Origin of the sequence: Komagataeibacter saccharivorans (assembly GCF_004348195.1) — a bacterium.
Taxonomy (GTDB): Bacteria; Pseudomonadota; Alphaproteobacteria; order Acetobacterales; family Acetobacteraceae; genus Komagataeibacter; species Komagataeibacter saccharivorans.
In genome coordinates this window covers 2535845-2550487 of sequence record NZ_CP036404.1, presented here as the reverse complement: position 1 = coordinate 2550487, position 14643 = coordinate 2535845, and the positions used below count along the sequence as shown (strand labels likewise).

The window sequence follows — 14643 nt, the reverse complement described above, 5'->3', positions numbered from 1 at the left end:
GTTCAGGCCGCGCCCAGCAGGACCAGCGTGCGGGCCATGACAGCCGCTTCGGTATAACGGGTCAGGGCGCGCGCCCTGCCCGCCTGCCCCATGCGCTGGCGTATTGCCCCGTCTTCCACCATCTGGCGCAGCGCCGTGGCCAGAAGCGGCACATTGGCCGAGGGCACGAGCGTACCGGTTTCACCGGGGATCACCAGTTCACGCGGGCCGGAAATATCGCTGGCCACCACCGGCAGACCACACAGCATGGCCTCGATCACGCTCATCGGCAGACCTTCAAAATGGCTGGGCAGCACAAAAATATCAGCCGCCGCCATGATGGCCGCCACGTCATCACGATACCCCAGACAGACAAGCCGCGTACCCAGCCTTGACCGGGCCTGCGCCAGAAGGGGTGTCATATCCGGCCCCCTGTCGCTGGGCAGGCGTTCCCCCACAATCCACAGTACCGTGTTATCCGGCATATCCGTCATGGCCGCCAGCAGTTCCGGGTATCCTTTCCCCCGCACCAGCCTTGAAACGGCGAGGATGACAACCTGCCCTTCCCTTACACCGAACTGGTGACGCAGCATGGCACGGCGGTCGGGATCAGGGCGGAACAGGGCCGGATCGCGCCCGTTGCCCGTGGCGGTTGCAGCGGGGTGGATACCAAGCCGCCGGGCCTGCCGGGCATCCGCTTCCGATACGGTCATGTAGATGTCGCTCACCCGTCCGACGAGCCATTCCAGCGCCAGCGCCAGCGCCCTGCGCGGCCATGGGCCGGGCTGGTTGAACAGGAAACCATGACCGGTATAGGCCACGCGCGGCACACCGCACCACCATGCGGCAAAACGCGCCAGCAGGCCGCTGATGGGCATGTGGGCATGCACCATGTCGGGTTTTTCAGCCCGGATCAGCCGCACCAGCGCCCGCCATGCCCGCCATTGCGCCACAGGCGAGAAAGTGCGGGACATGGGCACGGGCATCACCCGCAGCCCCTGTGCCCGCACGCTGTTTACAAGCGGCCCGTCGGCGCACACGCCAGCCACGTCATGCCCTTCGCGCCGCAGCGCCACCATCAGGGGAAAGAGAAACTGCCGCAGGGAGAAGTCAACATTCGTGACTTCAAGGATCTTCATGCCAGCAGCAGGATTTTTTCACGCTGGAGCGCCCAGCGCACCACCTGCCGCACCATGCCCGGCCTGCTGGCATCGGGCATATCCATATCATCATCCTGTGCCGGGGACGCGGTATCGGCTTCTGCTTCGGCCTCCGCTTCCTCCCGCGCCTTCCTGGCGGCGGGATCGACCCGCACCACCAGTTGCAGGGAAGCGCGCGGGTTCTGCCCGCCGCAATACACGCTTTCCTCAATCCCGACCGTGCCGCCCGCCGCACGGAAGCGCCAGTGCTGCTCCCCCGCGCCCAGCAGGATGGAACCGTCACGCGCATCCACGGCGGTTACGGACGGATGCAGGTGCAGCCGCAGCACGAAGGCAACTTCACGCTCGCCTTCCACCGTTTCTTCCCCGCGCAGGACCTCACCATCCGCACCGAGATAGAGCCTGCGGTAATATGTGGCCCCGGCGGAAGCATGATAGCCATCATGCGACAGGTCCAGCCAGTGCGCGCCTTCCGCCACCACATGTTCCACGCCGACATGCGGGGGCCTACGCGCCACCGTGCCATCGGGCGCGAATTCGGAAGATGACATGTCCTCCACCACCACAACGGAATGGGCTGCCGTCTGCCGCAGGGCATCCTTCCACGCGGGCAGCACGCCGCCCCCGCAATTGACGATCAGACGCTGGCGCGCGCACGAAAACTCGAACGACAGCGTTCCCGCATGGGCATTGTGGTCGTAACCCGGCGGGGCAGGAATCCCGGCATCGACCAGCAGCAGCGAACGGGCCGCCTGCATGCGCACGAAACCGCCATCGGGCATGGTGTGAGCCACGACCCGCGTCCGCGTGGCCTGTGACAGCACCATTTCAATCAGTGCATTGGTGCGTTCATGGCTGCCATTGAACAGGGCAAGCCCGCCGTCCCCATGGCGCATGGCGCGCAGCACCGGGCTCATCCGGTCCAGCGCAAGGGCCACGGAATGCGGCAGCGCATGGCGCGCGGCCTGCATCATGGCCCGCATTTCCGCCAGTTCCCGCAGCGCGCGCAACTGCACTTCCGGACTACGTTCGATATGCCAGCCATCAGGCAGGATCTGACTTTCCACCTCCGCATCGATATAGCGGCGGTAGCGGGTCAGGAAGCCGGTATATTCAGGCATGGCCACGGCAACCGCCAGCAATCCCTTAAGGGCGGTCAGGGACTGCCAGCCATGCCGTTCGGGCGGCATGATGGCTGCGATGGTGCGCCCTTCCACCAGCAGACGGGCCATCAGCCGCTGACGGAAGGAATCACTGGCGGAAGCGGCAAAGAAATCATAATGCCCCAGCCACGCCGCCACCCGCGCGCCAATCACGCCACATTCCAGCGCAACAGGATCCTGGGAGGGATGATGCAGCCAGTCATCCACCAGCGCGCGCGCCTTCAGCCGCGCGGCATCCGTGCCCACCGCGCGCAGGTCGCGCAGCCAGCGGAACCCCAGCAGTCCCTCACGGAAAGCAGGTTCGAACTGTGGTGAATCCCACAGCCCCGGCCCGATGGGATGGGTATAGCCCGCCCATGTCAGGCTGCCGCGCGTAAGCTGTGCGCCCGCCACCGGATCGCCCGGCCACAGGTCGCGCATGCTGTGAACAGGGGCCGCAGGCAGGTTCCTGCCGCCACCGAACAGGGGCAGCCGCGCAAGCGACAGGCGCGCGCCACGCGTCATACGCTTCAACGTCATCGCCTACCTACCCCCGCGGAGCATCGTCGCGTGGCATGTCCTCACGCCGGGCTGTGCGCTCCGCCACGCAGGCCCTTTATCGCGGCGGCGTAATCATCCTGCCCGTAGACCGAGGTGCCCGCGATCAGCACATCGGCGCCCGCTGCCACCGCCAGCGGCGCGGTCTGGGCCGTGATGCCACCATCCACGCCGATGCGGATGTCACGGCCCGTCGCATCGGCCATGCGGCGCAGGGTTTCGATCTTGCGTAGCTGGCTGGTCAGGAATTTCTGGCCGCCGAAGCCCGGGTTGACCGTCATCACAAGGATCATGTCCACCAGATCCAGCACTTCCCCCACCGCTTCGGGCGGGGTGGCGGGACAGATGGCCACGCCGGGCTTCACCCCATGGTCACGCACATGCTGGAGGGAGCGGTGCGTGTGCGGCCCCGCTTCCACATGCAGGTGGATATGGTCAGCGCCCGCCCTGGCGAAGGCTTCGATATACGGATCGACCGGCGCGATCATCAGATGCACGTCAAAAGGCAGCTTCGATCCGGGGCGCAGCGCCTTGATCAGTTGCGGCCCCATGGACAGGTTCGGCACGAAATGCCCGTCCATTACATCCAGATGCAGCCAGTCCGCCCCCGCTTTTTCAACAGCGGCGACTTCGTCCGCCATGCGGGAAAAATCAGCGGACAGGACGCTGGGTGCGATGAGGGGAGTTTTAAGAGCAGCCATGCCTGTTTTTTAACAGAAACCCATGACTGACGCCAAGCTTTCATCGCAGGCCCCTCCCCCTCGCATCAGGCACGGCGGAAGCGCGCGGCGAAGAAGCCGTCCATCCCGCCGCGTTCCCCCAGCATGCCCGGATGGGTGCGCAGCCAGCCTTCGGGCGTGCGGGCCTGCGGCAGGAAGGCCAGTTCCTCCTCCGTAAAGGGATCGGGAACCAGCCCCATGGCGGCTGCCGCGGCGGCGCGCTGTTCACCTTCCTCGGGCTGGAGGGAGCACACGGCATAGACCAGCCGCCCGCCGGGGCGCAGCATGTCGCGGGCAGCGGCCAGCAGGCGGTCCTGCCCCTGCGTCATGGTGGCGATGTCGCGCGGGCGCTTGATCCACATTGCATCGGGATGGCGGCGGATGGTGCCGGTCGCCGAACACGGTGCATCCAGCAAAATGGCGTCCAGCGGCGCATCGGGCCGCCATTCAGCCGCATCCGCGTGGACCACATGCACGCCATCCAGCCCCAGCCGGGCCAGATTCGCGCGCAGGCGCTCAAGGCGGCGTCCCTCACGTTCGATGGCGAAGACCTCCGCCCCGGCGCAGGCAAGCTGGGCGGTCTTGCCGCCGGGGGCCGCGCACAGATCGGCGACCCGTTCGCCCGGTCTGGCGGCAAGCAGGCGCGCGGGCAGGGTCGCCGCCATGTCCTGCACCCAGAATGTCCCTTCGGCAAAGCCCGGCAGTTCGGCAACCTTCACCGCGCCCGCCGGAAACCGCACGCTGCCATTGGGCAGGACCTCGCCACCCGGCGGCGCTTCGCTGCCGGGACGGATGGTCAGATCAAGCGGGGGTTCATGACCCAGCGTGCTGGCAATGGGGCGCGCCATCCTGCCCCACGACTGCCACAGCCATGCGGGCACATCCAGCCGTGGCTGGTCCAGTCCCTCAAGCGCTTCCGCCCCACCGGCAGATACGCGGCGCAGCACCGCGTTCACCAGCCCGGCGAAAGGCACCAGTCCCCGCCTGCGCGCAAGGGCGACGGACGTGGCGACAGCAGCATGCGGCGGCGTATCGAGGAACAGGAGCTGCGTTACCCCTATCAGCAGGACCACGCGCACCGGTTCGGGCGGTTCACGCTTGAGGAAGGGGGCCAGAATTTCGTTCGCCGTGCCCATATGGCGCAGCACGGTCGCGGCCAGACGGTGGGCGGCGGCGCGGTCGCGCGGTTCCGCCGTGCGGGCGGCAACGGAATGTTCCAGCGATGTGTCGAGCATGCGCCGGTGGGCGATCACGCCTTCGACAATATCAAAGGCGATATCGCGCGTCGGGTCCGGGGCGACCTTGCCCCCCCGCCGGTCGGGGCGGCCCGAGGCAGGACGGCGGCCAGTGGGGCGGGAGGCGGGGGACGAGGGAGACTTCATGTAATCCTGACCTGAGAACGGTGGCGCATGGACGGCCGGACCGGGGACTTGACCGGGGAGGTATTCAGGCCAAGCCTAGAGCCATGTCAACATCCGCATCCATAGCAGATGCCCTGTCGGGCATCCGCACCCGTATCGTGGCCAGCGCGCGCGCCGCTGGCCGTGACCCTTCCAGCGTGGATCTGGTCGCCGTTTCCAAGTTCCATCCGCAGTCCAGCGTCATCGCGGCCCTTGAGGCCGGGCAGCGCCTGTTCGGTGAAAACCGCGTGCAGGAAGCGGCCGCGAAATTTCCGGACCTGCGCGCCCGCTGGCCCGACCTGCGGCTGCATATCATCGGCGGCCTGCAGACCAACAAGGCGGCGGAAGCCGTACGGATCGCGGACATGATCGAAAGCCTCGACCGGCCTTCCCTGTCCGATGCGATCGCGCGCGGCGCGGATAAGGCGGGCAGGCTGCCTGGCCTGCTGGTACAGGTCAATACGGGCGACGAAACCCAGAAATCCGGCATAAGGCTGGAAGACGCCGACAGGTTCATTGAAGACAGCCTGACCCGCTTCGGCCCGTCGGTGCGGGGGCTTATGTGCATCCCTCCGCACGATCAGGACCCGACACCCCATTTCCGCCTGCTGGCCGACATGGCAACGCGCCACGGCCTGCCGGTCGTGTCCATGGGCATGTCAGCCGATTTCGAGCAGGCGATTGCCTGTGGCGCCACGCTGGTACGGGTGGGCAGCGCCATTTTCGGGGCACGGCCAGCCCACCCCTGTTAACGATGTGAATAGCACCTGCGTAGATACGGCCCTTGCTGTGCATGGGTCGAGACGGTAATGCGGGATTATCCGGTCGCGATCTGATGCCGGTTTTCTGTCTTTATTGCCGCGGAGCCGTCACGACATGACGCAACCCACGGGGCCTTCTGCCCCCGGATCATCAACGACGCCGGATGGCGGTGGCCACACCGCCGCCGCCGCGGACAAGAACCCCGCGCCGTCCAAGATTACCGAATACGGTGCCGACCAGCACGAACACGCCGCCAACCCGGTAGGCTTCGCCGCGCTGCTGGGGGTGCTGGGGGTGGTGTTCGGCGATATCGGCACAAGCCCGATCTACGCCCTGCGTTCGACCATCATGGTCGTATCGCAGCACCACAAGATCGAACCGTGGGAAGTGCTGGGCGTCCTCAGCCTTATCATCTGGTCGCTATTCCTGATCGTGACGGTAAAATACGTCATCCTGATCATGCGCGCCGACCATAATGGTGAGGGCGGGATCATATCCCTCATGTCGCTGGCGCAACGCGTGGCCCCCAGCAACCGGCTGCGCATCGGCCTTGGCATGGTCGGAATCGCGGGGGCCTGCCTGTTCTTTGGCGATGGCATGATTACCCCCGCCATTTCGGTCCTGTCCGCGGTGGAAGGGCTGGAAGTCAGCTTTCCCGCCGCCCACGACCTTGTCATTCCCATCGCGCTGCTGGTGCTGGTCGGGCTGTTTTCCGTGCAGAGCTACGGCACGGGCAAGGTAGGGGCCATATTCGGGCCGATCATGCTGGTATGGTTCAGCCTGCTGGGCATACTGGGTGCGCTCCAGATCCTGCATCACCCCACGGTTCTGCTGGCCATATCGCCCACCTATGCGGTGCAGTTCATCGTCTATCACGGCTGGCTTTCGTTCATCGCGCTTGGCTCCGTCGTGCTGTCGGTCACGGGTGCGGAAGCGCTTTATGCCGATATGGGGCATTTCGGCCGCCAGCCCATCCGCTATGCGTGGCTGTTCTGCGTGCTGCCGTGCCTTGCGCTGAACTATCTGGGTCAGGGCGCGCTGATCATCACCAGCCCCGAGGCACTGGCCAACCCGTTCTTTCTGCTCGGTCCGCACTGGCTGCAGGTGCCGATGATCATCCTGTCCACCATGGCCACGGTCATCGCCAGCCAGGCGGGGATTTCGGGCGGCTTTTCCCTATGCCGCCAGATCATCCAGCTTGGCTACCTGCCGCGCATGCGCGTCACCCACACCAATGCGGAGGAAGAGGGCCAGATCTACCTGCCGGAATTCAACCGCTTCCTCATGGTCGGCGCGCTGCTGCTGGTGCTGAGCTTCCGCAGTTCAGAAGCCCTGGCCTCCGCCTACGGCATTGCGGTGACGGGCACGTTCATGTGTACCTGCGTGCTGGCGATGGTGGTGTTCCGCAGGCTGTACCACTGGTCGCGGCCTGCCGCGATTGCGACCTTTGGCGGCTTCTTCCTGCTTGATACGACGTTCTTCGCGTCCAATGCGCTCAAGATCCCGCAGGGTGGCTGGGTGCCAGTCCTGCTGGGCATTGTCCTGACACTCATGATGACGACATGGAAAAAAGGTCGCCAGCTCATCATGAACCGGCAGAAGCAGGACAGCATGCCGATGAACTCGTTCCTTGCGCGCCTGCCGCAGTCACGCATCATCCGCGTTCCGGGCACGGCCGTCTACATGACCGGCAACCCCGATTTCGTGCCTGCGTGCCTGCTGCACAACCTCAAGCACAACAAGGTGCTGCATGACCATGTGCTGTTCGTGACCGTACAGACACTGGACCAGCCCGAAGCCGATCATGGCCACCGTGTCGCGCTGCAGGAACTTGCACCCGATATTTACCGGATCATCCTGCGTTACGGCTTCATGGAAATGCCAAACCTGCCCCGCGCGCTGGAAGACCTGAAGGCCAACGGCCTTGATTTCGACGCGTTGCAGGCATCGTATTTCACCAGCCGGGAACTGCTGGTGCGTTCGTCCGTGCCCAAGCTTTCGCGCTGGCGCATGTCGCTGTTCCTGTTCATGGCGCGCAATGCGACGCCGGCCACGGAATTCTTCCGCATCCCGCCGGACCGGGTGGTCGAACTGGGCGTGCGGCTGGGGATCTGATCCGCATGGATGGCCCGATGGGCAGGGAAGAACCGCTGGCGCTTTATGTGCACTGGCCGTTCTGCCTGTCCAAATGTCCCTACTGTGATTTCAACAGCCATGTACGCGCGGAAATCCCCCGCGCGCGCTTTGGCAATGCCCTGCGGCGCGAACTGGCGCATGAAGCGGGCCGGATTGGGGAACGGGCGGAACGCCCGGTGGTCAGTTCCATCTTCTTCGGCGGGGGCACGCCATCCCTCATGGCGCCGGAGACGGTCGCCGGACTGATCGAGGATACGCGCACGCTGTTCGGCATGACGGACGACGTGGAAATCACGCTCGAAGCCAACCCGACCAGCGTGGAAACCGGGCTGCTGCGCGCCTTCCGCGATGCGGGGGTCAACCGCATTTCCATGGGTATCCAGAGCCTTGAACCCGAAGCCCTGCGCTTTCTGGGCCGTGAACACGATGCGCCACAGGCCATCGCGGCGCTGGAAACCGCGCGCGCCCTGTTCAGCCGCATTTCCTTCGACCTGATCTATGCCCGCCCGGGGCAGGATGCGCAGGCATGGCGGCGGGAACTGGATGCAGCACTGGCGCTGGTGTCGGATCACCTGTCGCTGTACCAGTTGACGATCGAACCCGGCACCCGTTTTGAAAGCCTGTTCCGTCAGGGCCGGTTCCACCTGCCCGATGATGATGACGCCGCGGCCCTGTATGAACTGACAGCGGACGTTGCGGCGACGCACGGGCTGCGGGGCTACGAAATCTCGAACTACGCCCGTCCGGGGGCTGAAAGCCGCCATAACCTGACATACTGGCGTTATGGCGACTATCTGGGCATAGGCCCCGGCGCGCACGGGCGGCTGACGCGCAATGGCGCGACCTTCGCCACGCGCCGCCACCGTGCGCCCGAACCATGGGCCGAACGGGTGGAGCGCACCGGTACCGGTGCCCACCCCGAGGAACGGCTGGATAACCGCGACCGCGCGCGGGAAATGCTGCTTATGGGCCTGCGGCTGGCCGAAGGCATTTCCACCACGCGTTTTCGTCGCCGTACCGGCATGACCGTGCTCGACGCAACCGATCCCGACATACTGCACGCAGCAATCGGGGAAGAATATCTGGTCCACGATCAGGCCACCGGCATACTGCGCGCGACGGCAGCGGGCCGCCTGCGGCTGGAAAGCCTGCTTGCCGCGCTGGTGCTTTAGGAATTTAGGCAATACGATGGCGGATGCGCATCCACGGCAAGGAGTTCACCGCGTGCTTTCTTCCATCCTGTCGCTTCCCGCCCGGCTGGCTACCTGCGCCGCAGCCCTGACCCTTATGGCCTCCACCGCTTTCGCGGCTCCCGCGCCGGCATCCGACGGGCCCGAACTGGTGATCGAGGATAATGATTTCCTTGGCCCCGGTGGGTCGGACCAGCTTTCCACCATTCCGCTCCTGTTCAACCCGCATGTGCGCGTGCTGGGCTTTACGGTCGTATCGGGCGATGGATGGGAAAATGCGGAATCCGCCCATCTGCGCCGCCTGCTGGAAATCGTGGGCCGGACCGATGTGCCGGTGGCCGATGGCGCGGTCTACCCGCTGGTCAACACGCGCGCGGCGATGCGGGTGCATGAACAGCAGTTCGGCGCCATACCATGGAAAGGCGCATGGGGTGGCCTTGGTTCCATAGACAAGGCGCCTGACGTGCAGCCCGCCATTCCCGCCATGAAGGAAGGAGCGCCGCATCTTGCCCCCGTGACGCAGAGTGCGGCGCAGTTCCTGATCGAACAGGTGCATGCCCACCCGCATGAAGTGACCATCATTGCCGCGGGTCCGCTGACCAATCTGGCGCTTGCCATACGACAGGACCCGACTTTCGCTGCCACGGCGAAGCAGCTTATTTTCATGGGCGGCATGCTGGATACGAGCATGATGTCCATTACCGGCAATGCGGATTTTGCTTCCGATTTCAATATGATCTTCGACCCCGAAGCCGCGCACATCACGCTGACCGCGCCATGGAAAGCGATTACGGGTGTCGGCAGCGTTTCGAACGATCTCATGCTGTCGCGCGCATATCTGGACCGGATCACCAGCAAAAAGACACCGCTTACCGCCTATATCGGCCGTTACTACGACCCGCTGCCCCTGTGGGATGAACTGACCACCGCCATCGCGACCGATCCCACGCTGATCACCTCCGCCGTGGATGCGCGCATGGATATCGACACCAGCCGTGGCCCGCATTACGGCCATGCCTTTGTCGTGCCGGACGCACTGGCCCCGCATGACAGCCCCATGCGTCCGGTCCATATCGTACGCACGGTGGACAGCGACCGGTTCCGGGAAATGTTCCTCCGTCAGGCACAGACGGACCTGCCCGCCCACACACAGTAAGGACGGGGAAGCGCATCGCATGCTGCACATGGTCAAACTGGCGGTTGGTATCCAGTCGATCGAGGATCTGGCCCGCCGCCAGTCCCACCAGACACCGCCGGTCGATGACCTTGACGGCACGGATGCCACGGGCATGCCGTGGTTCCGCACCCGCATGTATCCACGAAGGGCGGCGGAAATTGTCGATGGCGGATCCATCTACCGCGTGATCGCGGGCCGTATCCTGTGTCGGCAGCGCATTACCGCAATCCGTCCCGACACGCGCGATGATGGCGCATCCTGCGCGCTGGTGGTGATGGACCCCGAAATCATCCCGGTCTCGCCCCGCGCCATGCGTCCGTTCCAGGGCTGGCGTTACCTCCGCCCCGAGGACGCGCCACCCGACCTGACCGCCAATGGCCATACCGGCGACGTGCTGCCCGAAGCCTTACGCAACGAACTGGCTGAACTGTGTCTGATCTGATCGCGCCACCACGACCTGCCCCGCTTCCCGCCCCGACACTGCGCGGCCTGACACGCCTGCTGCTGCTGGGCATGGCGGGGCTCGGCCTTGCCGGGTGCGCCAGTTCCGGCGGTTCGCGCTACGGCAACTATTACGAAGGCAAGGCCGCCTACCGCCCCCCCGGTCCCCCATCAGACCCGTGGCAGCCCTATATCAATGATGCGTCGAACCGCTTTTCGGTGCCGCCGGAATGGATACGCGCCGTTATCCAGAAGGAATCGGGAGGCCATGAATATATCGATGGCCACCTGACCCGTTCGGCCAGCGGGGCAATCGGCCTCATGCAGCTCATGCCGCCCACCTATGCCGACATGCAGCGCCGCAATCACCTTGGCTCCGACCCGTATGACCCGCACAACAACATTCTGGCGGGAACGGCCTATATCCGCATCCTTTACGGCCTGTATGGCGCGCCGGGGTTCCTTGCGGCCTATAACGCGGGCACGGAACGACTGAACGACTATCTGGAAAACGGCCGTCCGCTGCCAAGCCAGACGGTGCGCTACCTGCGGATCATCACACCCAACCTTGGCACGCAGGTCGCCCTGAGTGGCCCGCTGGCGGTCTACGGCGCGCCGTCGCAGCCGGTAAGCGCCAACCCGCCCCCGCTGGGCAGGGGCAACACGGTCCAGCCGGACCATACCTATATCCAGTACGCAACACTTAACCCGCCCGCCCCCGTGCAGCACCGCACCGCCTGTGTACAGGACGCAAATCTTGCGTACCAGCCCGGCACGGCCAACTGCCGCACCGACACCCGCGCCGCCGCACCGCCCGCGACCAGCACGGGCGTGGATTACGGGACATGGATGGTGCAGGTCGGCGCCTTCTCGGCGGAGGGACAGGCCCGCTTCGCCACCACCATGGCGCGGCAGGGCGATTTTGCGCAGCTACAGGGCGCGCGCAGCATGGTCATACCGGTCAACAGACCGGCTGGCGTTATCTATCGCGCCCGTCTGGCCGGTCTGTCACAGGTGGCGGCGGTATCGGCATGCGCCACGCTTAAAAATCAGGGGCTACCCTGTTCCGTCATCAGGCCGGGGCAGTAGGGCGGCCCATAGCCTTATTCCGCCGCAACACCCGGCAGGGGCGCGTTTTCCAGCGCGCCCGGCACATGCAGCGCGGGCAGGTGAAGGGTGACATGGCGCAGCAGCATGACGGATGAGAAGCCGAGCGAAAGCGTGTAGTCCCCCGCCGCCACATTCCAGTTCCCGCTCCCCTGCTCCCATTGCCCAAGTAGTCGCAGGCTGACGGGCACGCCCAGCCGCACCGTATGGCCCGGCGCAACCATGATACTGCGCCACCCCGCAAGCCGCCGCGACGCACCGGGCATGTCAGGCGGCATTTCCGCATAAAGCTGCGGCGTCGCCCTTACCGGCCCGCCCCCTGGATTGGTCAGGGAAAAGCTGGCGAGCAGGTGATTGCCCTCACGGGTTACATGCAGATCGCCCAGCGTGAGGTGACTGCGCGTGGACAGGCCATAGCCGAAGGGAAACAGCGGTACGATATGCGCAGATGCGAAGGCCCGGTAATCCGCATCAGCCATGCCCGGCGGGTAGAACCCGCCGGTCAGGGTTACGGGCAGATGACCGGAAAAATCCTGCTGTCCGGACAGAAGGGCGGCAAGGGCCTGGGCATATTCATCGCGCCATGCCCAGGCCTGCACCACGCTGTCCACCATATCCAGCCATGGCATCTGCCGGTCCGGGTCATCGGCAGTCAGGACCACCGCGACATGACCGCCAAGATCGGCCAGTGTGGTAATCAGCCTGTTATCATCATTACTGCCGGTCAGCATCAGTATCCGCGCGGCCTGTGTCGCGGCGGGCGGCGGGGATGCGCCCGGGCCATCCGGCACGGTGGCGGTGGTAACAGTCAGTCCCGCATGGCGCAGGGCCGCCGCCAGCAGATCACCGGCAGGACGCATGGCATTACGTGTCAGCAACAGCACCGGGCCAAGGGCCGGATCGAAAGGCAGGACCCGGTTCTCGTTCTGGAGCAGGACGGCGCCCTCCATCTCCACATCGCTCACCAGCGTATCGTTAGTTCCCGGCGGCGTTGACGCATTGCGCGTGCTGGCGAATGGCGGGGGATGGTCAAGGCTGCCCGCCATGTAAAAAGACGCCAGAATATGGGTCGCCATGGCCTGTACCTGCGCGGGCTTTATAGTACCGGCCTGCACCGCCTGCCGCAGGACTGCGCCGAACACATCATGCCCGTCTTCACCGGCCGCGACCTGTTCCATATCGACCCCGGCCGCGACGGCGGCAATTGCGGGGTCCGCGTCATCTTCCTTCATGGAGCGGCCTGCCCCACCGGGCGGGGCGATGACCATGCCGGGGAAGCGCCATGCGTCATGCACCATGGCGCCCAGCTCGGTCACGGTCGGGCATGGGGCCATGCCACCGCATAATATGGCCCCGCCATGGGCGATCTCCAGCGCCATGGCCACCCCCAGCAGGCTATGGGACGCAAGCCGGGCGGCGGGAACAGGCTGCGCGCGCGCGGGCACGGTGCCATCGGCGCGTGCCTGTTCCTCCGCCACGACCGAACCGAATACCGGCAGCACATGCCCCGCCAGCAGGCCCGCGCCGATCACCCCCGCCATCGTGCCGGACAGGACTTCATCCTCACCAGCCTGAAGCCGGCCCGAGGGCAGCAGGTCCACCCCGCCCACGCGCACGACCGCGCGGCCATGCTGCCATTCAGCCCGTGCCCGTGCCGTTCCCGCGCGATGTGCAAGATCAGGGTCCCATGTCGCGGCCAGGGCCAGCCATGGCAGCATCGGGCTGGCATTGCCCGCACCCGACTGCATGGGTGCGGAAAAATCCGGCATGCGCAGGACGGGCAGACCCAGACGGGGCACGCCGGGCCATGCCAGCAGCCCGCTGCCGCCCGCACCCGTCGGGCGCGCCTGCACCACCGCCTGCTGTTCGGCAGGCTGCATGCGCGCGGCCATCTCCGCGGCATGCACGGCGCCCTGAGCATTTCCTACGCCTGCATGGGCTAACATTGGGGTTCCGGCCCCCAGCAGGCTCACCGCGCACAGCATGGCTGCACGCCATCTGGCTGAATGTTTCATCCTGTCCCGTTACTGTTGAAAAATCCCCTTATTTTTGCGCCTTAATGCCGCGGTTGTCACGCAACGCAAGGTAAAATGGCCATGCGACTTGGCGGGACAGGCGGGGCAGGATATGAAGAACAGACAATGCGACAGGCCAGAACGCATCCCGCCCGGTATCGCCAGCGGGGCAGGCGCATGGCCGGATTACCACATGCGGGGGCCATCCCCGGCGTCCACAGAGGCATCATGACCCTTCGCCCGTCCTATCCCGCCCCCTCCGCCACGCATGCGGGCCGCCGCCTGCTACCCCGCGCGGCCCTGCCCGCCCTTCTGGCGACCGCCGTGCTGGCGGGCTGCGGCAGCGCACCGCAACATGACAAAAGCGGGCTGGCCATACCGCAGAATCGCCTGCTGAAAGAAGATCGCGGCGCCAATGGCGGCTCCACCCCGCTGGAAAATGACGGGGTCAACGCCTTCCTGTGGCGCGGGGCGCTGGATACGCTGTCCTTCATGCCGTTCTCGTCAGCCGATGCGGTGGCGGGCGTGATCCTGACGGACTGGTACACCCCGCCTGCGACCAAGGACGAACGCTTCAAGATCACCTGCTTCATCCTGTCGCGCAGCCTGCGTTCGGATGCGCTGCGGGTATCGGTTTTCCGTCAGGTTTATGAAAACAGCCAGTGGGTCGATACCCCCGTTGCGGCCAATACCGTATCCGACATCACCGCCCGCATCCTGACCCGCGCGCGCCAGCTCCGCACCGATAGCGGACAGCACTGATCCTCTGGCGCCGCCACTTCCTTTTTCCCGCCGGGTAGCCCACCGGGCTGCCCGCGCCCTTTCCCGCAGGCCCCGTCGCCTGCCACCGCATACCG

At 65.6% G+C, this 14643-nt stretch carries 12 protein-coding genes; 7 read left to right on the top strand and 5 right to left on the bottom strand.

The annotated features are described in order from the left end of the window. Positions 1–2 precede the first annotated feature (2 nt). The 4 genes from KSAC_RS11770 to KSAC_RS11755 all read right to left on the bottom strand — a co-directional run bounded on the left by KSAC_RS11770 (position 3) and on the right by KSAC_RS11755 (position 4940). Positions 3–1118 (bottom strand): glycosyltransferase family 4 protein, encoded by a 1116-nt coding sequence (locus KSAC_RS11770; RefSeq protein ID WP_132305529.1) that lies wholly within the window; start codon positions 1116–1118, stop codon positions 3–5. Then, positions 1115–2821 carry a heparinase II/III family protein gene (locus KSAC_RS11765; protein ID WP_132305527.1) on the bottom strand — a complete coding sequence of 569 codons (1707 nt, stop codon included), beginning with the start codon at positions 2819–2821 and terminating at the stop codon, positions 1115–1117. Before KSAC_RS11765 ends, KSAC_RS11770 begins: the two co-directional genes overlap by 4 nt. A 41-nt stretch (positions 2822–2862) precedes the next feature. Then, positions 2863–3540 carry a ribulose-phosphate 3-epimerase gene (rpe, locus tag KSAC_RS11760; protein ID WP_102324751.1) on the bottom strand — a complete coding sequence of 226 codons (678 nt, stop codon included), beginning with the start codon at positions 3538–3540 and terminating at the stop codon, positions 2863–2865. Between the two features lie 65 nt (positions 3541–3605). Beyond that, positions 3606–4940 (bottom strand): RsmB/NOP family class I SAM-dependent RNA methyltransferase, encoded by a 1335-nt coding sequence (locus tag KSAC_RS11755; protein ID WP_102324752.1) that lies wholly within the window; start codon positions 4938–4940, stop codon positions 3606–3608. 83 nt (positions 4941–5023) lie between these two features. Between KSAC_RS11755 and KSAC_RS11750 the strand changes: the two genes are divergently transcribed. From KSAC_RS11750 to KSAC_RS11725, 6 genes are all read left to right on the top strand, one after another. Next, complete coding sequence (locus KSAC_RS11750) at positions 5024–5710, top strand: YggS family pyridoxal phosphate-dependent enzyme (RefSeq protein ID WP_132305525.1); 687 nt, start codon at positions 5024–5026, stop codon at positions 5708–5710. A gap of 124 nt (positions 5711–5834) precedes the next feature. Continuing rightward, positions 5835–7835 (top strand): potassium transporter Kup, encoded by a 2001-nt coding sequence (locus KSAC_RS11745; RefSeq protein WP_102324754.1) that lies wholly within the window; start codon positions 5835–5837, stop codon positions 7833–7835. A gap of 5 nt (positions 7836–7840) precedes the next feature. Next, a complete protein-coding gene (hemW, locus tag KSAC_RS11740) occupies positions 7841–9028 on the top strand; it encodes a radical SAM family heme chaperone HemW (protein WP_207918688.1) in 1188 nt (395 codons plus the stop codon). Positions 9029–9080: 52 nt separating this feature from the next. Next, positions 9081–10202, top strand: coding sequence for a nucleoside hydrolase (locus KSAC_RS11735; protein ID WP_408884730.1), 1122 nt, complete (start codon positions 9081–9083; stop codon positions 10200–10202). A gap of 19 nt (positions 10203–10221) precedes the next feature. Continuing rightward, complete coding sequence (locus tag KSAC_RS11730; protein WP_110546969.1) at positions 10222–10665, top strand: DUF1489 family protein; 444 nt, start codon at positions 10222–10224, stop codon at positions 10663–10665. Positions 10666–10736: 71 nt separating this feature from the next. Further along, the gene (locus KSAC_RS11725) at positions 10737–11753 is read left to right on the top strand and encodes a transglycosylase SLT domain-containing protein (protein WP_174234134.1); all 1017 of its coding nucleotides are present in this window, start codon (positions 10737–10739) and stop codon (positions 11751–11753) included. Positions 11754–11767: 14 nt separating this feature from the next. Here the strand turns inward: KSAC_RS11725 and KSAC_RS11720 are convergent, their stop codons facing one another. After that, positions 11768–13717 carry a glycoside hydrolase family 3 protein gene (locus tag KSAC_RS11720; RefSeq protein WP_243705216.1) on the bottom strand — a complete coding sequence of 650 codons (1950 nt, stop codon included), beginning with the start codon at positions 13715–13717 and terminating at the stop codon, positions 11768–11770. A gap of 297 nt (positions 13718–14014) precedes the next feature. On the opposite strand from KSAC_RS11720, the gene KSAC_RS11715 reads away from it, so the two are divergent. Beyond that, entirely contained in the window at positions 14015–14548 is a 534-nt protein-coding gene (locus tag KSAC_RS11715; protein ID WP_102324862.1) for a DUF3576 domain-containing protein, read from the top strand. The last annotated feature ends 95 nt before the right edge of the window (positions 14549–14643 follow it).